The sequence below is a fragment of the Bacillus sp. GS3m_15504 genome, assembly GCF_055825275.1.
Window position 1 is genome coordinate 53,185 of record NZ_JBVVNL010000006.1, and the last position, 21,470, is coordinate 74,654.

Here is a 21,470-nt window from a genome sequence, read left to right on the forward strand (position 1 = left end):
GCGGATTCAAAAAGTAGTGAATGAGAAGGGGATATATACTTTTTCACTACATATATTTGAAAAGGTTTACAATATGATGAAGAAAGAGGCGTGTACATATGAGACGATTAGGTATTTCTATTTATCCAGAACATTCAACAGTAGAGAAAGATAAAGAGTATTTAACATTAGCAAGTAAATATGGATTTAATCGTGTATTCACATGTTTATTATCTGTAGATGGTGAAAAAGAAAAAATTATAGAAGAGTTTAAAGAAACGATTTCTCATGCAAATGCATTAGGATTCCAAGTGTTAGTTGATATTAGTCCAGCTGTTTTTGAGCAATTAGGTATTTCATATAACGATTTATCGTTTTTCCATGAACTAGGTGCGTACGGTATTCGTTTAGATGTTGGTTTCTCAGGATTAGAAGAATCAATTATGACTTACAATCCGTATGGCTTAAAAATTGAGATTAATATGAGTAACGGTACGAAGTATGTAGATAATATTATGAGCCATAGACCAAATCGTGAAAATTTAATTGGGTGCCATAATTTTTATCCGCATCGTTATTCTGGATTATCATACAATCATTTCATTACATGCTCGAAACAATTTAAAGATTACGGTATGAGAACAGCTGCTTTTATTTCATCATTTGATGCAACATATGGACCTTGGCCAGTAACAGAAGGATTATGTACGTTAGAGCAGCATCGTGAATTACCAATGACAACACAAGCGAAGCATTTATTTGCAACAGAATTAATTGATGATGTTATTATTGCGAACGCTTATGCATCAGAAGAAGAATTACAAGCACTAGGTGCATTAAATAAAGAGAAACAAACATTTGATATAGAGTTATATGATACAACGACAGAACTAGAAAGAATTATCGTATTAGACGAACCTCATTTTTATCGCGGGGATGTATCTGAATATATGATTCGCTCTACACAAAGCCGTGTGAAATATAAAAAAGAAGAGTTTAAACCTCATAATACACGTGAAATTAAGCGCGGCGATCTTCTAATTGATAATGAGCAATATGGCCAATATAAAGGTGAATTGCAAATTGCATTAAAAGATATGGTGAATACAGGAAAAACAAATGTAGTTGGTCGAATTGTAGAAGAAGAGATTTTCTTATTAGATTATTTACAAGCATGGGATAAATTCGGATTTACATTAAAGAGATAGATAAAATAAAAGGGAAAAACTACTGACTTCAGCAGCTTTTTCCTTTTTATATATATAGTGAGAGGAAGAGCTATGACAAAGGTGCATCAGCGATTAATTTCTATTTTAGAGGAGTTTTTAGAAGAGAAATCGATGTTAAATCGAGCTTTTTTAGCGAGCCGTTTACATGTATCAACGAAGACGATTCAAAAAGATATAAAATTATTAAATGATATATTGGAAGAAAACGGAGCGAAAATTGAATCGCAAAGAGGGACTGGATACGAGCTAGAAATTATACAAACGAAGAAGTTTGAAGAGTTTTGTGTGAGTCTATTTCAAAAACAGACGGAAAAAATCCCAACTTCTTATGAAGAAAGGATAGCGTACATTCTGCAACGTATTTTAACCACCGAGGGATATGTGAAGCTTTCACAGTTAGCAGAGGAGATTTATGTAAGTAAATCGACTGTAAATTTAATTATGAAAGATGTTACAGATATATGTGGGCGCTATCAATTACAAATTGAAAAGAGACCGTATTATGGTATACGTATTGTGGGAGAGGAGTTTCATATTCGTTCTTGTTTATCACAATATGGTTTACCGCGTTATGACCATACTCCGTTTCATGAGCAATTTGAGCAGAGTGATACATATGTATCGTTACCTCATATACCGCTTATCCGTTCGGTTATATTAAAGTATATCGAGGGAGGGACGATATATTTATCAGATATAGAAATTGATAATTTAGTCATTCATATTGCAATTGCATTAAAGCGTTGTGAAGATCAGCATTATATGAAAGGACTAAATGAGGAACAAGCTGAACTTATAATAAAGAAAGAATATGCAATTGCGAAACAGATTGTAGGGGATTTAGAGAAAGAGTTGCATCTTTCATTTCCAGAAGAAGAAGTTTTATATGTGACAATGCATTTATTAAGTACTGCTGTCACATCGAAAGATCGTTATGAAAATGTGGAAGAACTATTAGGGAAAGATTTATATGCATTCATGCAACATATTCTTTTTAAAGTAGCGGAAGAACGGAATCTTGTTTTTTATTATGATGAAGAATTATTATTTGGATTTGGTGTTCATTTAAAAACGTTATTAAACCGTTTGAAGTATAAGTTAAATACGAGAAACCCTCTTTTGGCAGAAGTGAAAAAGAATTATCCGTATGCTTTTGAAATTGCGGTTCTCGTTGGGGATATAATTGGTGAATATACAGGTGAGTCGATTCCGGAAAGTGAAATTGGTTATATTGCCATTCACTTCGGCGGAGCAATGAGCCGTTTACAGGAACAAAATCAAAAGAAGAGATGTTTATTAGTTTGTGCGACTGGTCAAGGAAGCGCCCAGCTATTGAAATATAAAATTTTATCACAGTTCCGAGATAAATTAGAAATTGTAGGGATTACAGGTTACTATCAATTGAAAGTGGAAGATCTGTATAAAGAAAAGATAGATTGTATTATTAGTACGATTCATATACCAAGTGGTTTACCTGTACCTATTATAAAAGTAAACTCAATATTTGATGATAAAGAGATTAAGTCAATTGGTCAGCAGTTGTTTACGCATGTGAATAATAGTGTACAGCAATATATGAAGGAAGATTTAATCTTTTTAAATCATAGTGCTTCTACGAAGGAAGAGGTTATCCAATTTTTATGTGAGAAAGCTGCTGAGAAAAACTATGTGCCAGAACACTTTTATGACTCTGTTATGGAAAGAGAGAATACATCTCCTACAGCGGTTGGAAATTTAGTTGCAATTCCACATCCGATGCAGTTATTAAGTGCGGAAACATTTTTGATGTTTTGTACACTTGAAAAAGCTGTTGATTGGGGAGATAAGAAAGTACAAGTTATTATTTTATTTAGTGTAAAGCGCAATAATAATGAGGATTTACAACGTCTTTATGATTTTTTATATGATATTATGTCTAGTCAAAGTACGATAGAGAAATTAACGCATGCTGAAGGTATTGAAGATTTCCAAGAGGTATTACTATCTATATAAGAAAAGTATGTAAAAACTTCCGTTACACAACGGAAGTTTTTTATGTTTAATTGTATGCGTTTTCATAATAAGGTAAAAGCATAGAAAAAAGATAGCTTGGGGGAATTTAAAATGGCTGATATGCAAACTCCATTTGCATTAATTTTACATGGTGGCAACGCGAGAAGTGCAGCGCTTGAAGCAATTGCTTTTGCAAGACAAGGAGATTTTGAGAATGCGAGTGAAAAGATGACACTTGCTAGTGAAGAAATTTCAGCAGCTCATCGCATTCAAACGGACTTAATTCAAGAAGAAGCAAGAGGAAATCATGCAGAAATCAGTTTACTGTTAGTACATGCACAAGATCATTTAATGAATGCAATTACAGTGAAAGAACTTGCGGAAGAATTTATTACTCTTCATAAACGAATGGAAGAGAAAGTGATAGCATAAGATGTACATTTTACTATGTTGTGCAGCAGGCATGTCAACGAGTATGGTCGTAAGAAAAATGCAAGAAGAAGCAAACAAGCAAGGAAAGAATTATAAAATTAAGGCGGTTGATTCAGAACTAGTGAAGCTTGAAATTAAGGAAGCTGATGTTGTTTTGATCGGGCCGCAAGTGAAATATTTATTTCCAGCCGTACAGTTTCTTGCAAATTCATACGATATACCAGTTGCAATTATAGACCAACGAGATTATGGCATGTGTGATGGTTTGAAAGTACTGAAACAAGCAGAACAATTAGTTTTAGCATAATTATATTTTTTTAAATATAAACATTATAATGTTATAACTTTATTTCGTTCTTTCATAGAAAAGAGAAAGAGGAGGGGTTTTGATGAATGGTTTTATGAGTTTTATGGAACAAAAGATTATGCCAACAACGCAAAAGATTGCCGGACAGCGACATTTATTAGCAATTCGAAACGGGGTTATTTCTACATTACCGTTAACGATTGTCGGATCATTTTTCGTTATCTTTTTAAACTTACCAATTGATGCATATATGGAGTGGATTGCACCGTTTCGCCATATTTTAGATATTCCATTCCGATTTACAGTAGGACTAATGGCGTTATACGCAGCATTTGGGGTAGGGGCTTCGCTCGCGAACTTTTATCAGCTCAATCAGTTAAGTGCAGGGTTATTATCTGTACTCGCCTTTTTACTAGCATCGGTTGAACCAATTCAAATTACGAAAGCTGTACCAGGTGTTATTGATGCAGGTAGATATATTTCAGTAGGAACATTAAGTGCGACATCTTTATTTGGCGCAATTGTTACAGCTTTAATTGCAGTAGAAATTTATCACTTTATGATTAAGCATAATATCTCAATTAAATTACCAGATAGTGTACCACCAGCAGTTTCAAATTCGTTTGCAGCATTAATTCCAACGTTAGCAGTTATTCTTTTATTCTGGGGCATTCGCTACGGTTTGAAATTTGATGTAAATACAACAATCACATATTTAATCGCACCACTAAAATCAGTATTAGTAGGAAATAATTTATTCGGCGGTTTATTAACAGTATTCTTAATCGTATTCTTCTGGTCATTCGGTATACATGGCCCTGCGATTTTAGGACCGATCATTCGTCCGATGTGGGATTCAGCAATTCTTGAAAATATGGAAGTATTCACAGCTACAGGAAATGCACATCAATTACCAAACTTATTTACAGAGCAATTTATTCAATGGTTCGTATGGATTGGCGGATCAGGCTCAACGTTAGCTTTAGTAATTATGTTTATGTTCTCTAAATCTAAGTTCCTAAAAGAATTAGGTAGATTATCATTTGTGCCAGGTTTATTCAATATTAACGAACCGATTATTTTCGGGGCACCAATTGTAATGAATCCAATCTTAATTATTCCGTTCGTTATTACACCGTTAGTGACAACGACAGTATCATATTTCGCAGTTGTTTCAGGTATGATTCCATTGATGATGGCGAAACTGCCATTTACGATGTTAGCACCAATTGCAGCGGTTATTAGTACGGACTGGACAATTATGGCTGGTGTACTTGTACTTGTTAACTTTGTTATCTCATTCGTTATTTACTATCCGTTCTTCAAAATGTATGAGAAACAACAATTAGCAGGAGAGGAGAAAGAAAAATGCTCGGAGCAATTATCATCTTAATTACATTTGTAGCAGGGCAGTGTATTGCACATTATTCAAAATGGGTACAAAGTAAATCGTTATTAGTTTTACTATTAGTATCAATTGTATTTATCGGTTGTTCAATGGGTGCATATGTAATGTTAGGATTGCAATCACCGTACGTAATTATTGTACCGACAATTTTATGTGCAACATGTTTATCTGCAAAATATAGATTTACGAGCATGGCATTAATACAACGTGTGAAGGAGATGCAAAAGCATGGAGCGTAAATTAGGAATTTCACTTTATCCAGAGCATTCAACGAAAGAAAAAGATATGGCATACATTTCGGCAGCGGCACGCCACGGTTTTTCAAGAATATTCACATGCCTATTGTCTGTGAATCGTCCGAAAGAAGAAATTGTAGCTGAATTTAAAGAAATTATTCATCATGCGAAAGATAACAATATGGAAGTTATTTTAGATGTAGCTCCGGCAGTATTTGATCAACTTGGTATTAGTTATAGTGATCTATCATTCTTCGCAGAGTTAGGTGCAGACGGTATTCGATTAGATTTAGGATTTGACGGATTAACTGAAGCGAAAATGACAAATAACCCGTACGGCTTAAAAATTGAGCTAAACGTAAGTAACGATATTGCATACTTAGAAAATATTCTTTCGCATCAAGCGAATAAGTCAGCTTTAATCGGTTGTCATAACTTCTATCCGCAAAAATTTACTGGACTTCCATACGAATATTTCATTCGCTGTAGTGAACGCTTTAAAAAACATGGTATTCGCACGGCAGCGTTTATTACGTCACATGCAGCTAACATCGGCCCATGGGATATTAACGACGGATTATGTACATTAGAAGAGCATCGTAACTTACCGATTGAAGTACAAGCGAAACATTTATGGGCGACAGGGCTTATTGATGACGTTATTATCGGAAATGCTTATGCGAGTGAAGAAGAGTTAGAGAAACTAGGAAACTTAAATCGTTACATGTTACAGTTAAAGGTACACTTTGTAGACGAGGTGACTGAAGTAGAGAAGAGAGCCACGCTGCAAGAATTACACGTAAGACGCGGTGACATAACAGAATATATGGTACGTTCTACAGAAGTACGTAAAAAGTATAAAGACTATGACTTCCCAGTGCGCAAAAGTGTACTACAGGAAAGAGGGCAAGTTGTAATTGGTAACAACTCATTTGGTAAGTATAAAGGCGAACTACAAATCATTCTAAAAGAAATGCCGATAGATGAAAGGAAAAATATTGTCGGTACAATTGCGGAAGAAGAGTTATTCTTACTAGATTATGTAGGAGCTTGGACGCAGTTTACTTGTGTGGAATAGGGGAGTATAGGAGGCTGTCCAAATTTTGGGCAGCCTTTTTATCATAAAGTACTTTTTAATGTCAAAGTTTGTCGGTAAATCGACATTTCTTGTTTAATCGTTGATATATTATAAGTTACGATAGATATATTCGAAAAATCGTTGATATATTGTAGGTTACGATAGATATATTTGAAAAATCGTTGATATAATTTCAGATAGAAGTATATTTTCTTTAGAAGGAGCGCAAAAAGAGTCAGCCTCAATGAGACTGACTCTTTTTATACGAACTAGTTTAATACTTTAACTGTAACTGTTTTACGTCCCCAGTTACTTGATGTACCTTTGTCTGGCATTAAAACGTCGATTTTGTTTCCTTTAATAGCTCCACCAGTATCACCAGCGATTGCTACTCCGTAACCTTCAACCCATACTTTTGAACCTAATGGAATGACACTTGGATCAACTGCGATTAGTTTCATGTTTGGATTAGCTGTTAAGTTGTGACCTAAAGCTGATTTTACTTGGTCGCCTGCTTTATAACCATTTTCAAGTGGATCTGCTGTGTAAGCTGTTGCTACAACGCGTAACTCACGAGAAGATGATGGTGCACTTGTTTCAGTTTTTTTTGCAACAGGTTGTTGTGTAGCTGGTTTTTGAGCTTTAGCCGCTTCACGAGCTTTAGCTGCTTCTTGAGCCTCAGCTGCTTCTTGAGCTTTAGCTGCTTCTTGAGCTTTAGCTGCTTCACGAGCTTTAGCTGCCTCTTGAGCTTTAGCCGCTGCTTGAGCTTCAGCTGCTTCTTGAGCTTTAGCTGCTTCACGAGCTTTAGCTGCTTCTTGAGCCTTAGCTTCTGCTTGAGCTTCAGCTGCTTCTTGAGCTTTAGCTTCTGCCTGAGCTTTAGCTGCCTCTTGAGCCTTAGCTGCTTCACGAGCTTTAGCCGCTGCTTGAGCTTCAGCTGCTTCGCGAGCTTTAGTTGCTTCCTCCGCTTTAGCTTTTGCTTGCGTTTCAGCTACTTCACGAGCTTTAGTTGTTGCCACGGCTTTAGCTGTATCTTGAACTGTAGTTGTTTTTTCAGCTTTAACTACTGGTTGAACTTTAACTGGAGCTTTACCTGTTAAGTAAGGAACGTGAACGTAAGCTGTTTTTCCGTTATATTCAAATTGGATCCAACCATTTTCAACTTGGTGTGTTGTTTCGATTACGTCATCTTGTTTCAATTTCCCAAGAATCTCTGAGTCTGTGTTTGCACCAGCACGTACGTTTAATACGTTAGCTGTTACGTAGTAAGTGTCTTTTGTGTAGTCAGCGCTAATGAAAGCTTCTTTACCGCTATTCAATTTCACTTTTGACCATCCGTTTTCTGTATGTAAAACGTTAACTTTATATCCATCTAATAATTTTCCTACAACTTTTGATTCAGTAGTTGGGTTTTCTCGTACATTTAGTACATCAGTCGTTACGATTGTTTCTGCTTTAGCAGATGTTGTGAAAATCCCAAGACCAAAAACCGCTGCTGTTGCTATACCCATAAATTTTTTCATAATAGCCTCCATTGCATTTGTTTTCGTTGACCTCATTATAGCAACCATTATTTTCTTATTTGCGAAAAACATAGAATTACAAAGCTTTCGTAACGGGGCATTAATATTCTGTAATAATTCCAGTAATATCCTAAAAGCGCTTTCTTATAGTTTTTAGGGGAGGTTTGAGCATATAATGCATAAAAAAGGTAGTATTTCAATTTCTGATAGGTTAATATTATTTCTATAGTGTTACGTAATTGTTTCGTAACTATTACAAAAATGACGTATTTTGCTGTTGGAACAGAAAAGTAGTTATGCAAAAATAACTATTTTAGTTGTGGAGAAATAGAAATGAGGTAAAATTTAATAAAATATCGCTATAATTGTTACAAAATAAGTCGAGGTATGGAAAAAATTACGCCTTGATTTTCGACTTTCACATAGTATTTTTGCAATAATAGGATTCTATAATAGATTTAGTAGGTTAAAATAATTAAAGGTGTTTATAACGTGAAACATATATAATAGAAGAAACACGATTTAATAGATAAATAAAAAACGTAGGAGTGTAAACTCCTACGTTTTTGTTTATTCATATCGTAAACATTCAATTGGATCCAGTTTTGCAGCTTTGTTAGCTGGCAGTAAACCGAATATAATACCGATTAACATGGAGATACCTACTGCAAGAAGTCCAAGTTCTTTTGAGACAACGAGTGGCCATCCAGCAAAGATTGAGACGATCCAAGCGAAGAAGATACCGAGCATGAAACCGATGAAACCACCGAGTCCTGTTAAAATACAAGATTCAATTAAGAATTGTGTTAATACTTTACCACGCGTTGCACCAAGAGCTTTACGAATACCGATTTCACGTGTGCGTTCTGTTACAGATACAAGCATGATGTTCATTACACCGATACCACCGACAAGTAAGGAGATAGCGGCAATACCACCGAATACCATCTTCATCATACCGATTGATTCATCTAATTGCTTCGTAAATTCACCTAAGTCTTGTGCTTCGAATTTGTGCTCAAATTTAGGAGCTTTCATTTCGTTTAAAACAGAAACGGCTTGTTTTTCTACACTTTTGCGCTCTGTCGGAGAGGTCATTGTTAATCTTACAGAGTCATACTCAGTTACTCCCGAAATGACAGGGGCATTTTCAAGTGATGTATAACCTTCAGGCATAGGCATTCCGAAGTCGTTTTTCGTTTGGTATACACCGACTATTTTATACGGCTTTCCTTTTATATCTGTGTATTGATTTGATTCCCAACCACTAAATAATTTGTTGAAAGCTTCTTCATTTAATATAACAGCAGGGATTGCTTGGTTTAACTCACTGTCGTTTAATTCACGACCGTGAACTAATTTTATTTTCGAATCTGTCATAAAGGCGCCTGTTCCACCTTTTAAATCAAGATTTACATCTTTTGAACCAGCAGATGCTTTTACTTTCATACTTACATCTGGATACACATCTTTAACGCCTGGTACAGTTTGCAGGCGGTTTAGCATATCAGCTGTAATTTTGGCATTATCTGTTCCATAGTCAGGATTGTTATAGTAAATCGTTACTTCGTTATCTTTTCCTTGGCCTAACTCTTTTTTAAACTTTGCATTTGTACCATCACCCATTGAAATGATAGTAATAATGGCACTAATACCGATAATAATACCTAACATCGTTAAAATAGAGCGCATTTTATGAGCAAAGATAGAGGAAAGGGCCATGCGTATATTTTCACTCGTGTTCAAAATTAACCTCTCCAATCTTGGACGATATTTCCGTCACGAATTACAATTTGGCGCGCTGCTGCTTCCCCAATTTCACGATCGTGGGTAATCATAATGATTGTTGAGCCTTGTTTATTTAATTCGTAAAAGAGGTCCATAATTTGTGTACTTGTTTTCGTATCAAGTGCCCCCGTCGGTTCATCGGCTAAGATAAATTTCGGGTTATTTACGATTGCGCGTGCAACAGCGACACGCTGTTTTTGTCCACCTGATAGTTCGTTCGGCAGGTGAGTAGCACGATCAGCTAAACCTACTTTTGTTAAAGCAGCTAATGAGCGCTCGCGCCTTTCTTTTTTATCGACTCCAGCGTAAATAAGAGGGAGCTCTACATTTTGAAGTGCTGAAAGTCTCGGTAATAACATAAAGTTTTGGAATACGAATCCGATTTCTTTATTACGAACATGTGCAAGTTCTGTTTCAGACATGTTTGAAATGTTTTGCCCAGCTAGTTCGTACGTACCTGTCGTTGGTTTATCTAAACAACCGATAATGTTCATTAATGTTGATTTACCAGAACCAGATGGTCCCATAATAGAAGTGAATTCTCCTTGGTTCAGTGTTACGTCAATTCCGTGTAATATTTGAACGGACTCTGCACCATTTTGGAAGGATTTCGTGATGCCTTTTAAGTTAATCATTCAACGACAACCTCCATACCATCTTTTAAGTCTTTTTCCGGTTTAGAGATAATTTGTTCTCCTTTTTTCACTCCAGAAACTTTTGCTTCGCTATCTGTCTCGAATTCAACAGTAACTGCTTGTTCTTTCGCTTTACCGTCTTTTATGACGAAGACAACATTTTTGTCACCTTTTTTCAAGATGCTGCTTTTCGGAACAATTGTACCAGTTGCTTCGCCAGATTTACTCGTTACGTAAACGTGGAAGCCGTTTTGTAATTCTTCACTATTATCTAATGTGACAGTGAATTGATAGTTAGAAACTGTTTTGTTTTCGTCCATGCTCTTTAATGGTGTAGAACCGATTTCTGTTACTTTTCCTGTCCAAGTCTTACCAGCGACCGTTTTTGAAGAAACAGTTACTTCTTGCCCAACTTTCATACTAGCAAGCTCATATTCAGAAAGTTGACCTTTTACTTTAAATGGGCCAGCGTGACGAAGTGTAATACCGCTCATACCTGTTTTTTCATCAGCAATTTTTACGATATCATCAATTACGCCATCAGCAGGACTCGTTACAGAAAGTGTGTTTACTCTCTCTTTTGCAGCTTTAATCATTTCATCAGATTTTTCAACTTCAAACTTTTTCATTTCAAGCTGTGATTCTAATTGTTGTACCTCGATTTCTGATGCTTTTAATGCTTCAGCCGGAAGACCTGCATTTTTATCTTTTTGCAGTTTTTGTTTCGCTGCATCAATTTGTTTTTGGAACAATGTTACTTCTTTTTGTGCAATTTTCTTTTGCATTTCTGCTTCTGTTACACCTTGTTTAGCAGCAGGGTCATTGTATTTAAAAAGAAGTTGCCCTTTTTTTACTTCATCGCCTTTTTTTACAGCTAATTCATACGTTCCTTTTGTTGGATCAAATGAAATTGTTTCGATGCCGTTTGGAATAACTTCACCGCCAAATTTTTGCGCGTTTTCAATTTGTTTTTCTGTTACTTTATATCCGCTATATGCCATTGCTACTTCTGAACCGCCGCCAGCAAATGCAAAGTATGATCCAGCTGCAATTCCGATTGCTACTACACTAGTAATTAACACTTTATTTTTCTTCTTCATCTATTTATCACCTTTTCGTTCGTTTTAGTATCTACATTCAGTATAGAAGAGGTGAAGAATCTGACAAATCGTTTTAGCTTACAATAACCTTACAGTTTTGTAAGGTATGAATATGTAAATGTAAGGTAGAGGTTGTCTTATTGTAAGCAAATGAATTGACGCGTGTTTTTTTCTTACAATAATATTGTATGAAGGAGAGGAGGAAGGAAGATGGAAGCTTATTTTAGTGCGCATCCATTAAAACCGTTTATTCCCTACTCAAGGCAACATGCCATTATATTATTTATTATGTTGGTGGGAATCGTTTTTTTATATCAATACCAAGATGTATTACGTCAAAATGAGTGGAATATAACGGTTCGATATGCGATTGCAATTTTATTTATAGGGAGTGAAATTGGACTGCATATGTGGGAGTGGAAAGCAGGGATTTTTGAGCTAGCCACTTCATTACCGTTTGAGTTATGTACGATTAGTTTATTATTAGCGTCGATTATGATCGTAACGAAAAGTTACCGCATATATGAGATTGTATTTTTCACGGGAATTATTGGTGCATCACAAGCTATTTTAACGCCAAACTTGCAGTATGCTTTTCCGCATTTTCGTTTCATTGAATATTTTATCGCGCATATATTGCTCATTTGGGCACCACTCTTTATGACTTGGGTGGAAGGATATCGTCCGACAGTACAATCTATTAAACGCACAATGATATTTTTAAACATATTGATTCCAATTGTTTCGTTTGTAAATTATAAAACAGGCGGTAATTATATGTTTTTAGCTCATAAGCCAGAAACAGCTTCATTACTTGATATGTTAGGACCGCATCCTTACTATATTATTTCATTAGAACTCGCAGCGCTTATTGGATGTTTTATTTTGTATATGCCGTTTGCGAAAAGAGAAGGGCATACGCATAAAGAATCACTAGGATCATAACCTAGTGATTTTTTTGTGTGAATATTTACAATTCAGAAAATTAAGAATAAAATTAGAGAGTAAATTATATAAAGAGAGAAGGGAAAACGTGGTCAAAAAAGTTTTTCTGAATGGGATGGAAGTGACGATTCAATTTCTTATTTCGATTTTGGGGATTATTATGTTAGGGGCTCTGCCGAAATTGTTTTATGGATTTAAGCTGGATGTATCAAAGTACATACAGAGTTTAAAAGAAGTGTTTGTGAACTTAATGGATATTTCTAATTTGCAATATGTGAGAGGTAAATTTTTATTTCCGCAGCTGTTCGTCCATTATAAAGAAACGATTATTATTTTTTTAGCTGCTTTTTTTATTTCATTATTTGTAGCATTTTGTATTGTTTATGTAATTATGAGTAGTTCACCGCGTATACAACATCGAATTAAATCATTTCTTATCTTTCTAGAATCCATTCCAGATATCCTTCTTATTTTAGTATCACAAATTTTAGTTGTATGGTTTTTTAAACAAACAGGTTTTTTACCTTTTCAAATTGCTTCAATTGGCGGCGAGTCGATTAGGGGGTTGCCAATATTGTGTTTGAGCATCCCGACTACGATTATGTTTGTAAAAATGGTCGTGCTTCGTTTTGAAAATGAACTAGAAAAAGATTATGTACTATTTGCTAAGGCGAAAGGGCTGGGGCGCTTTCATATTTTAAATCGTCATATTTTACGAAATGTGTTGCTTAGTACATTATTCTTTGCGAAAACGAATATTTTTTTTATGTTATCTAATTTATATATTATAGAATGGATTTTTAATACGGGTGGTATTTTTATGTTTTTGAAATCGTATGAGGGTATTAGAGTTGAAGTTTTTATCGTGAGTGTACTGCTTATTTATATTCCGATTTTTATTTTATTTAAATTGTTTCATTATCTCATTCCGGCTGCGATGAAGGAGAGATTATAATATGTGGACGTATATAAAACGTGATAAAAGATTTTGGATAAGCATTGGGTTTCTTCTCCTATTAGTTCTTTTGAGCATCGGAAATACGTTATGGAATGATGGACATATTAGACAAGTTACATTGCAATATGACGCGGATGAAAATCCACAAGTGCCACCTTTTTCACCTTCATTACAATTTTTACTTGGGACAGATCGGAAAGGGTATGACCTGTTACATTTAGTCATTGAAGGCGCGAAATGGACGATTGGTATATCTATTTTAATTGCGGCACTTAGAATGGTAATAGGTGTATTTTTCGGTGTCGTGCTCGGAGCGTACATAAAAAGAGGATTTTCAAAAATTGAGTCTTTTTTTGATAGTTTTACAGTTATTCCGACAGTTATGATTGCGTATTTTTTTCTTCAATTTGCAAGTACATTTGGAAGTGGGGAGGAAACGACAACCTTTTTTGAAAGGGCTTCGTTTCAAGTTGTCTTACTTGTAATGCTTGTAATGCCAGTTATTGCACTGTATGTTGCGAAGGAAGTTCGTAAATTGCGAACGGAGGAATTTGTTGATGCCGCGCGCATATTAGGTGGATCGAGAAGACATATTGTTATAAAGCATCTTTTCCCGCATCTTTATATGACGTTTATACTTGTATTTTTTCAGCAGTTTACGCAGACTCTTACTATTTTACTGCACTTAGGGTTACTAGAAATATTCTTTGGCGGAACGGTTAAGTTTTTAGGACCGATAGAAGAAATAGAATCTTACACACATGAATGGTCAGGGTTAATTGGAGTCTATTTTAGATCATTAACAGTGAATCCGTGGATCCCTCTCGTTCCGATTACATTTTTTGGACTTACTATTTTTTCAGGAAATATGATTGTAAAAAGTATCGAAGAGGCGATGATGAAAGTAAGGTTGGGAGGAGAGCTAAAGAAGGATGTTGCAGAAGGGGAACAATCTGTTGTGCAGTCGAAAGAAGAGTTATTTACTTTTAAGCATACGATGTGAAAATAAAAAGCAGCAAGCATGTATCTCATGCTTGCTGCTTTTCTTTATTTTGTAGAAACTTCGCCTTCAGCTTCTGTTTGCGGAATAAAGTATCCAATTATACCACCGATGATGGCTGGGATAATCCAGCCAATTCCTAAATTATAAAAAGGAATGGTGTGTACAATATTAGCAATAAAGTTTGGTATCATTCCCACATTATCAAGTGCATGAATACAACTAATAAGGAATGCTGCGATCATTGCCCCGATGTAGACAGAAGGTTTACGTTTCGTATATTTATCGATAAATGATACGAAAATTAAAATGATTGTAATTGGATATAGAATAATTAATACAGGCAAAGTAATTTTAATTAGTAAACTTAATCCTAAGTTTGAAATAATGAAGCTAAAAATACAAACGTATAGTACGAGCTTTTTGTAAGAAACATTTGTTAATACTGTTGCAAAATAGTTGGCAAATGCACTTACAACACCAATTGCTGTCGTTAAACAAGCGAAGATAATGGCGATGCTTAATAAAACATTACCGCTTGTCCCAAAGAAGCGGTACATAACAGTCGCTAATAGTTGACCACCGTTCTCGAATTGTCCTAAGTTGCCGTTTGAAGCACCGATATAACCGAGTAAGAAGTACACAATTGTTAAGAATAGAGCTGCAATGCTTCCGCAAATGATTGTATATTTTGCGATAGATTTCTTCTCTTGTATACCATTTTGGCGAATTGCATTTACAACAATTGTTGATAGTACGAGTGCACCGATTGCATCTAACGTTAAAAATCCTTCAAGAAATCCTTTGAAAAATGGAATTTCTTTATAGTCACCAATAGGTTCTGTAAATGTTCCTGGTGAAAGAATCGCTTTTGTTGCCATAATTGCAATAATTCCAAGTAAAATTGGTGTTAATATTTTTCCGATATGATCTACTAATTTTGATGGATTTAATGATAAGAAGTAGACGACTGTAAAGAAAATCGCACTAAAGATTAACATAGAGTACCATTGGTCCGGGAAAAGTGGTGCAATCCCAATTTCATAAGATACAGATCCAGTTCGTGGAATAACAAATAGTGGGCCAATTGAAAGATAAATAATGATAGCGAATATTGATGCGAATTTTGGATGAACACGGCTTGCTAAAGTGTTAAAACTACCGCCGGCTAGGGCAACAGCAACGATAGCTAGTAAAGATAAACCGACGTCTGTAATAATAAATCCTGTAATGGAGATCCACATGTTCTCTCCAGAAGAAAGTCCAAGGAGTGGCGGGAAAATCATATTACCAGCACCGAAGAAAACTGCGAATAGTAATAAACTAATCGAAAGTATTTGCGCTGGTTTTAAAGTTGTACGCATATAAAGAAAATCCTCCTAATGAGTGTTTTTGTCGAAAATTCAAATAATTTGTCGAGTAACTGTTATTATTTTAAAGGTCTGATGACTAGAAAGCAATAGGGAATTTTGAAAAAATTAAAAAATAATGCATTAAATCGAATAAATATACTATTTGTATGTTTAATAAGAAGGATTTAACTTTAAACGTAAAAAAAACACATATCGCTAGGATACGTGTGTTAAAAATAAATCTTTCGATCGCGTTCTTCTTTTAAAATTTCAACTGCTTCTCGGAAACGTTGTGAATGGACAATTTCTCGTTCACGTAAAAAGCGTAAGCTGTCATTTATGTCGGGATCGTCTGATTGGTTAATAAGCCATTGATATGTGGCACGTGCTTTTTCTTCAGCGGCAATATCTTCGTATAAATCAGCAATTGGATCACCTTTAGCCTGTATATAGGTTGCAGTAAATGGAACACCAGCCGCGTTATGGTAATGAAGTGCGCTGTCATGGTCGACGTAATGAGGATCAAGACCAGCTGCCTTCATCTGTTCAGGAGTCGCATCTTTTGTTAGTTTATAAACCATCGTAGCAATCATTTCAAGATGCGCAAATTCTTCTGTACCAATATCGGTAAGGAGGCCAATGACTTTATCAGGAATTGTATAACGTTGATTTAAGTAACGGAGTGCAGCAGCTAACTCTCCATCTGCACCGCCATATTGTTCAATCAATAATTTTGCAAGTGCTGGATTACAAGTTCCTACTTTAACAGGGTATTGTAATTTTTTTTCATAAATCCACATAGTTTCTCTCCTTTATATTTGCCATGGCCAAGGACCTTTGCTCCATTCCCAAGGGGCATTAGAATAGCTATTTCCATACTGTTGAAGTGGTCCATATTTTTCTTCCATCTGTTGTTTTAGTACTCTTCGTTTATAGGAAAAGTCATTAAATTGATTAATAGCTGCTGTATCGTCTGGGTGGGTGTCTAAGTAAAGCGTTAGTTCGACTAGTACAAAGTCTAATTCTTGGAGATTCTCTAAAAGTCGATAATATTCTTCTGGTAGTGGCTGGTTCACGTCAGTCGTCACCGCCCTTTTTTATAAGGATTTTCGTAATAATCATAAAAAACAGGCCATAAAGTTCCTTTTTGTAGTGCTTCTTTCGGTGAGAATTGTGGTAAATTTGGCGGTTGAAAACCTAAATATAAATTAGGAGGGGTAGAGTAATATTTTTTACCAATAGGAGGACAAGGATCTTGAGGACTATGGTATGGCACATATGATTTCATATATTTATCCATTAATAAACCTCCCTATATTCTTCATCACTACGTATTGTATTCAGACATAATAGGCATTTATGACACATATAAAAAGGTAATAGGTACAGGGGGAATGAATGTGGAGCAATGTATTGTATTAGAAGTGAAGAATTTAAAGGAAACTTTGTATTTTTATGAAGGGATTTTAGGAATTAAACCTAGTTTAGAAAGACCTCAATTAGATGTAACGGGAGTTTGGTATGATTCTGATTCAAAGAGAATTAGTTTTGTCATGAATCGCATGTTAGGTGGGCGGGAAAAAGGTGTTACAGATTCATGCGAGGTTTTAACATTTATGATTTCTAACATAGAGAAATTGAAAAAGAAGCTAGCGTTTTATGAAATTTTATATACAGAAAATGAATGTGCCAAGAGTATTGTAGTACAAGACCCAGATGGATATAAACTTCAAGTGGTGGAGAAGGATGAATAAACGGAGGGGATTTGGTGGAGAGAAATTATGAAGAAAGCGCGTTGTTTGAGCATCAATTTTGGCTAAAAGTGCTGAGTGATCATGCGCAATTTTTACTTGATGCGTTAGCTCCGAAGGAAAAAGAAGATATAAAAAAAGCGACTTATTTTGTTGAGCTATTTACAAATCTGTTAAATAAAGTTCGTAATGTGAATCTCGTGGCATTTTCCAAAGAGGCGGAACAAGCCGCTAAGGAAATACGAATGTTTAAATTAAATATTATACAGAAACAGTTGGAAGGAAAAATTACTATTCATTTTACGCCGACTTTTATTAATCATATGGTAAACGAAGTGGAAGAGTATATAACGGTTTTAGAGTTTTTGAAGAAGGGAGAAGTTCCACCTGTTTTTCATGAACTGCATTATCATCTCGTTTGGTTAACAGATGCAGCTGGTCATGCAGGCTCTATTTCTGGTGGGTTAGATCTTGTTGAAAAAAGATTAAAAGAGAAAAGTGAAGAATTCGAGAAGCACTTTGAACAATTTTATTTGAAGGCAGTTGAAATGACGGGATATTTAAGAACAGAGCTTCATCATTTTCCTGCATTAAAGAAGTTTACAAAAGATGTGTCACTTGAACTAAAATTATTTTCGCATTTTTTACATGAAGTGGAAGAATTGGAGTTATCAAATGAAATATTAAGTGCATTATCAGCGAGAATGGCAGATCATATGGCAAGAGAAGAATGTTATTATTTATTAAAATTAGCCCAATCATCTGGACTCGAAATGCCGAAATGTAATCCGCTTTAAAGAAAAAGAGGTCAATTTTATTTGGCCTCTTTTTCTGTTTTATTGTCTCTTTTTATTTTTGCTTGTTCAATACTTGCCTGTAATGTCTCCATAATATTGATGATGTTTGGAGCAGGAGAGATGGTTTCCGTTTTTTCTTGTTCTTCAATTTTATTTTCGATTAATTCGGTAAGAGCTTCTTTATATTCGTCTGTATATAACTCTTGCTCGAAAGGGTTTGTAAGATGGTGGATTAAATTAATAGCTGCGGTGAGTTCTTGTTTTTGAATCGGATAATTTTCGTTACTTGGTAAGTTAGGTATATTTGTTATATCGCGAATTTCATTAGGATAGTGAATAGTTTGCAACATAAGTCCATCTTCAAAGTTACGGATAATAGCTAAATGTTGTTTTTTTCTAATGGAAATATAGATAAGACCAAGTTTATTCGTACGTTCAAGAGCTTCTTTTAATAATAGATACGATTTTTCGTGTCCTGGAGTGGGACCTATAAAATAAGAACGATCATAGAGAACAGAATCAATTTCGTTATTTTGGATAAAAGATATAATACGAATAGATCGTGGTTCGTGAGCTTTTTGCAACGCAGATAATTCTTTTTCATCCATAATAATGTACTTATGAGGTGCGTATTCATAGGCTTTTACAATATCTTTATCATCGACTTCTTCATCTGTACAATCGGGAGCGAATTTTTTATATTTAATAGGTGTTAAGCATTCTTTATGGAGGCTTAAAAATTTTATATCGTTTTCATCTACGGCGCTATATAGTTTAATTCCTATATTTAATAGTCCAAGTGAAAGTGCACCTTTCCATACTGTATGCAAATGAGGCCTCTCCTTTCATTCAAAAATGATTATGTATATTATGAGATAGTAAGAAATTTCCTATACGTTTTTTGTTTTTTATGTAAGGGTAAGCAGAAGGGATTGGAATATAAAATATATTGACAAGCCCTCTAAAATATTTTAATGTGATTGTATAAAATTGTGTATATAAAGGGGAGTAACTTATTACAGTAAAGTCGTCATTACAGGGAGAAACCCTCGGCTTTATTGGCAACGTTTCGTTGTTAGTGAGACCTTTACCAGCAATGGTAAAGGCCCCTTATTGTCTTTTTTAAGACCCTTACCATATTTGGTAGGGGCCTTTTTGTATACAAAGAGAGGAGAAATAAAAATGAAAAAACTTATTAGTAGATTAAGAGTTGTATTTCATGTTCGCCGATTTGTTCCATTCCTATTTGACTTTTTTACTTCAAAAGAGGTTTCAATAAAGAAGAAAATCTTATCCATTGCTTTTTTAGTTGGTTATGTAGCGATGCCGCTCGATTTAATTCCAGACTTCTTACCGTTCATCGGTATTTTAGATGATATTGGGATTGTGTTATTTATTTTGAACCGAATTGTAAAAATGGCGCCAGTTCAATTACAAGAAAAGCATAATGTGAACGTAGGATAGGAGTTAAAATATGGAGCAAATTATTTTAGATATAATTGAGTTTTTAAAGCAGTTTTCTTATTTTGGAGTTGTATTGGCTTTAACGTTTGAATTTATTCCGGCAGAAGTCGTTTTGCCTATGGTTGGGTATTGGGTATACGAGGGAGATATGAATTTTTGGCTAGCTGTATTAGCTGGAACACTTGGCGGAACGACAGGACCGTTAACGTTATATGCACTCGGTTATTACGGTGGTCGTCCTCTATTAATAAAGTACGGGAAATACTTCTTTATTAAAGAAGAACAAATTCAAAAAGCAGATGATTTCTTTGAGAAATATGGACCAGTTGTAGCATTTGTTGGACGCTTTGTACCTGGCGTTCGAACGCTTATTTCTGTTCCATGTGGTATGGCGAAAATGAACATATGGAAATTTAGTATCTATACATTTGTAGCAATGTTCCCGTTAACAACTTTATATGTCTATTTTGGAATGAAATTAGGTCCGCATTGGGAAAAAGCGGCGGATGTTGTGGGGCAATATATGCTACCGATATTACTAGTCGTCGTTATCGTTGTCGGCGGTATTTTAATCTATAAATTTATGAAAAAAAGAAACAGAACGGAATCTATCTAGTCATTGGTATTGGTATTTGTATATTTTTTGAAAATAGATGAATAGTACAGGCAAAAGACTCTGAAGGACATACACATATAGGGAATATAAAAGAGAGAGGGGAAACAACTATGTCTTGTGAGTGCTCAGGGGCAGCATTAACTTGTTGTCCAGATAAAAATTATGTACAAGATAAAGTGTGTAGTCCGTGGTCTGCTACTGTAGTTGCAACAGCAATTGATAATGTTCTCTATACAAATAATATTAACCAAAACGTAGTGGGGACTGGTTTTGTTAAATATGATGTTGGACCAGGACCAATTACTGTAGAGGCGCTTGATTCTGCTGGTACTGTAATAGATACACAAACATTAAACCCAGGAACGAGTATCGGGTTTACGTATCGGCGTTTTGATATTATACAAGTTGTGTTACCTGCAACGCCTGCTGGAACGTATCAGGGAGAATTTTGTATTACAACACGTTATCCACTTTCATAGCAGAATAGGAGAGGATCAAAATGGGAATGAGAAGTTCCAGTTTGTCTTGTTGTTCTAATAAAACGCTTGTACAAGATCAAGTATGTACAGACTGGTCTATTACAGGTGCTGGTACTCAAATTGTATATACAAATAATATTACGCAAGAAGTATATGGTTCAGGTTACGTGAAATATGATGTAGGTGCGGCTCCAATTACAGTTGATTTTTTAGTAGGTGCTACAGTAGTTGATACAATTACTGTACAGCCGCAAAGTAGTGGTACTTTCACTGTACGATATTTTACTACTGTCCAAATCACTACGACAGGAACAACTGTGAATCAAGGCGAGTTTTGTATTACAGTACGTTATCCAATTTCATAAAAAGCATACCGTAAATGGTATGCTTTTTTGATTGAGAAA

At 35.1% G+C, this 21,470-nt stretch carries 25 protein-coding genes; 16 read left to right on the forward strand and 9 right to left on the reverse strand.

The window, feature by feature from the left end; genetic code table 11:
- Positions 1–98: 98 nt before the first annotated feature.
- The 7 genes from AC0L0O_RS26475 (at position 99) to AC0L0O_RS26505 (ending at position 6,661) form a co-directional block, all read left to right on the forward strand.
- A complete protein-coding gene (locus AC0L0O_RS26475; protein WP_001253330.1) occupies positions 99–1,187 on the forward strand; it encodes a DUF871 domain-containing protein in 1,089 nt (362 codons plus the stop codon).
- Between the two features lie 72 nt (positions 1,188–1,259).
- Complete coding sequence (locus AC0L0O_RS26480) at positions 1,260–3,200, forward strand: BglG family transcription antiterminator (protein ID WP_000169822.1); 1,941 nt, start codon at positions 1,260–1,262, stop codon at positions 3,198–3,200.
- A 111-nt stretch (positions 3,201–3,311) separates the two neighbouring features.
- Positions 3,312–3,632 (forward strand): PTS lactose/cellobiose transporter subunit IIA, encoded by a 321-nt coding sequence (locus tag AC0L0O_RS26485; RefSeq protein ID WP_000774627.1) that lies wholly within the window; start codon positions 3,312–3,314, stop codon positions 3,630–3,632.
- Between the two features lies 1 nt (position 3,633).
- Positions 3,634–3,939 carry a PTS sugar transporter subunit IIB gene (locus AC0L0O_RS26490; protein ID WP_000275655.1) on the forward strand — a complete coding sequence of 102 codons (306 nt, stop codon included), beginning with the start codon at positions 3,634–3,636 and terminating at the stop codon, positions 3,937–3,939.
- Between the two features lie 82 nt (positions 3,940–4,021).
- Positions 4,022–5,332: a PTS sugar transporter subunit IIC gene (locus tag AC0L0O_RS26495; RefSeq protein ID WP_001013051.1), complete on the forward strand. Its 1,311-nt coding sequence runs from the start codon at positions 4,022–4,024 to the stop codon at positions 5,330–5,332.
- Positions 5,308–5,586 carry a hypothetical protein gene (locus tag AC0L0O_RS26500; protein WP_000900033.1) on the forward strand — a complete coding sequence of 93 codons (279 nt, stop codon included), beginning with the start codon at positions 5,308–5,310 and terminating at the stop codon, positions 5,584–5,586. Before AC0L0O_RS26495 ends, AC0L0O_RS26500 begins: the two co-directional genes overlap by 25 nt.
- Positions 5,576–6,661 carry a DUF871 domain-containing protein gene (locus AC0L0O_RS26505; protein WP_000440038.1) on the forward strand — a complete coding sequence of 362 codons (1,086 nt, stop codon included), beginning with the start codon at positions 5,576–5,578 and terminating at the stop codon, positions 6,659–6,661. Before AC0L0O_RS26500 ends, AC0L0O_RS26505 begins: the two co-directional genes overlap by 11 nt.
- A 269-nt stretch (positions 6,662–6,930) precedes the next feature.
- On the opposite strand, the gene entC is transcribed toward AC0L0O_RS26505, so the two are convergent.
- The 4 genes from entC to AC0L0O_RS26525 all read right to left on the reverse strand — a co-directional run bounded on the left by entC (position 6,931) and on the right by AC0L0O_RS26525 (position 11,704).
- Positions 6,931–8,304, reverse strand: coding sequence for a cell wall-binding protein EntC (gene entC, locus AC0L0O_RS26510; protein WP_473786203.1), 1,374 nt, complete (start codon positions 8,302–8,304; stop codon positions 6,931–6,933).
- A gap of 447 nt (positions 8,305–8,751) precedes the next feature.
- Entirely contained in the window at positions 8,752–9,903 is a 1,152-nt protein-coding gene (locus AC0L0O_RS26515; protein ID WP_472926255.1) for an ABC transporter permease, read from the reverse strand.
- 26 nt (positions 9,904–9,929) lie between these two features.
- Positions 9,930–10,604, reverse strand: coding sequence for an ABC transporter ATP-binding protein (locus AC0L0O_RS26520; RefSeq protein ID WP_000609099.1), 675 nt, complete (start codon positions 10,602–10,604; stop codon positions 9,930–9,932).
- Entirely contained in the window at positions 10,601–11,704 is a 1,104-nt protein-coding gene (locus tag AC0L0O_RS26525; protein ID WP_428889807.1) for an efflux RND transporter periplasmic adaptor subunit, read from the reverse strand. The genes AC0L0O_RS26520 and AC0L0O_RS26525 overlap by 4 nt, the downstream gene beginning before the upstream one ends.
- Positions 11,705–11,914: 210 nt before the next feature.
- On the opposite strand from AC0L0O_RS26525, the gene AC0L0O_RS26530 reads away from it, so the two are divergent.
- From AC0L0O_RS26530 to AC0L0O_RS26540, 3 genes are all read left to right on the forward strand, one after another.
- The gene (locus tag AC0L0O_RS26530; RefSeq protein WP_000388693.1) at positions 11,915–12,649 is read left to right on the forward strand and encodes a YwaF family protein; all 735 of its coding nucleotides are present in this window, start codon (positions 11,915–11,917) and stop codon (positions 12,647–12,649) included.
- 88 nt (positions 12,650–12,737) lie between these two features.
- Entirely contained in the window at positions 12,738–13,604 is an 867-nt protein-coding gene (locus AC0L0O_RS26535) for an ABC transporter permease subunit (protein ID WP_000239698.1), read from the forward strand.
- Between the two features lies 1 nt (position 13,605).
- Positions 13,606–14,610: an ABC transporter permease gene (locus AC0L0O_RS26540; protein ID WP_000269971.1), complete on the forward strand. Its 1,005-nt coding sequence runs from the start codon at positions 13,606–13,608 to the stop codon at positions 14,608–14,610.
- A 44-nt stretch (positions 14,611–14,654) separates the two neighbouring features.
- Here the strand turns inward: AC0L0O_RS26540 and brnQ2 are convergent, their stop codons facing one another.
- From brnQ2 to AC0L0O_RS26560, 4 genes are all read right to left on the reverse strand, one after another.
- Complete coding sequence (gene brnQ2 / locus AC0L0O_RS26545; RefSeq protein ID WP_473786186.1) at positions 14,655–15,971, reverse strand: branched-chain amino acid transport system II carrier protein BrnQ2; 1,317 nt, start codon at positions 15,969–15,971, stop codon at positions 14,655–14,657.
- Positions 15,972–16,189: 218 nt separating this feature from the next.
- Positions 16,190–16,759 carry a spore coat protein CotJC gene (gene cotJC / locus AC0L0O_RS26550; RefSeq protein WP_000265278.1) on the reverse strand — a complete coding sequence of 190 codons (570 nt, stop codon included), beginning with the start codon at positions 16,757–16,759 and terminating at the stop codon, positions 16,190–16,192.
- A 12-nt stretch (positions 16,760–16,771) separates the two neighbouring features.
- Positions 16,772–17,035 carry a spore coat protein CotJB gene (gene cotJB / locus AC0L0O_RS26555; protein ID WP_001075543.1) on the reverse strand — a complete coding sequence of 88 codons (264 nt, stop codon included), beginning with the start codon at positions 17,033–17,035 and terminating at the stop codon, positions 16,772–16,774.
- A gap of 8 nt (positions 17,036–17,043) precedes the next feature.
- Positions 17,044–17,259 (reverse strand): spore coat associated protein CotJA, encoded by a 216-nt coding sequence (locus AC0L0O_RS26560; RefSeq protein ID WP_000362188.1) that lies wholly within the window; start codon positions 17,257–17,259, stop codon positions 17,044–17,046.
- A 94-nt stretch (positions 17,260–17,353) separates the two neighbouring features.
- Here AC0L0O_RS26560 and AC0L0O_RS26565 point away from each other — a divergent pair, with 94 nt between their 5' ends.
- On the forward strand, positions 17,354–17,713 hold the full coding sequence (locus AC0L0O_RS26565; protein WP_075396513.1) for a VOC family protein: 360 nt from the start codon (positions 17,354–17,356) through the stop codon (positions 17,711–17,713).
- 14 nt (positions 17,714–17,727) lie between these two features.
- Positions 17,728–18,507, forward strand: coding sequence for a DUF2935 domain-containing protein (locus AC0L0O_RS26570; RefSeq protein ID WP_000440963.1), 780 nt, complete (start codon positions 17,728–17,730; stop codon positions 18,505–18,507).
- Between the two features lie 17 nt (positions 18,508–18,524).
- Here the strand turns inward: AC0L0O_RS26570 and ku are convergent, their stop codons facing one another.
- Positions 18,525–19,337, reverse strand: coding sequence for a non-homologous end joining protein Ku (ku, locus tag AC0L0O_RS26575; RefSeq protein WP_000557719.1), 813 nt, complete (start codon positions 19,335–19,337; stop codon positions 18,525–18,527).
- Positions 19,338–19,689: 352 nt separating this feature from the next.
- Here ku and AC0L0O_RS26580 point away from each other — a divergent pair, with 352 nt between their 5' ends.
- The 4 genes from AC0L0O_RS26580 to AC0L0O_RS26595 all read left to right on the forward strand — a co-directional run bounded on the left by AC0L0O_RS26580 (position 19,690) and on the right by AC0L0O_RS26595 (position 21,431).
- Positions 19,690–19,971: a YkvA family protein gene (locus tag AC0L0O_RS26580; RefSeq protein ID WP_000733844.1), complete on the forward strand. Its 282-nt coding sequence runs from the start codon at positions 19,690–19,692 to the stop codon at positions 19,969–19,971.
- 10 nt (positions 19,972–19,981) lie between these two features.
- The gene (locus tag AC0L0O_RS26585) at positions 19,982–20,587 is read left to right on the forward strand and encodes a DedA family protein (RefSeq protein ID WP_000435019.1); all 606 of its coding nucleotides are present in this window, start codon (positions 19,982–19,984) and stop codon (positions 20,585–20,587) included.
- Between the two features lie 110 nt (positions 20,588–20,697).
- On the forward strand, positions 20,698–21,066 hold the full coding sequence (locus AC0L0O_RS26590) for a DUF3992 domain-containing protein (RefSeq protein WP_001277529.1): 369 nt from the start codon (positions 20,698–20,700) through the stop codon (positions 21,064–21,066).
- A gap of 20 nt (positions 21,067–21,086) precedes the next feature.
- Positions 21,087–21,431, forward strand: coding sequence for a DUF3992 domain-containing protein (locus tag AC0L0O_RS26595; protein WP_000525811.1), 345 nt, complete (start codon positions 21,087–21,089; stop codon positions 21,429–21,431).
- Positions 21,432–21,470: the final 39 nt, after the last annotated feature.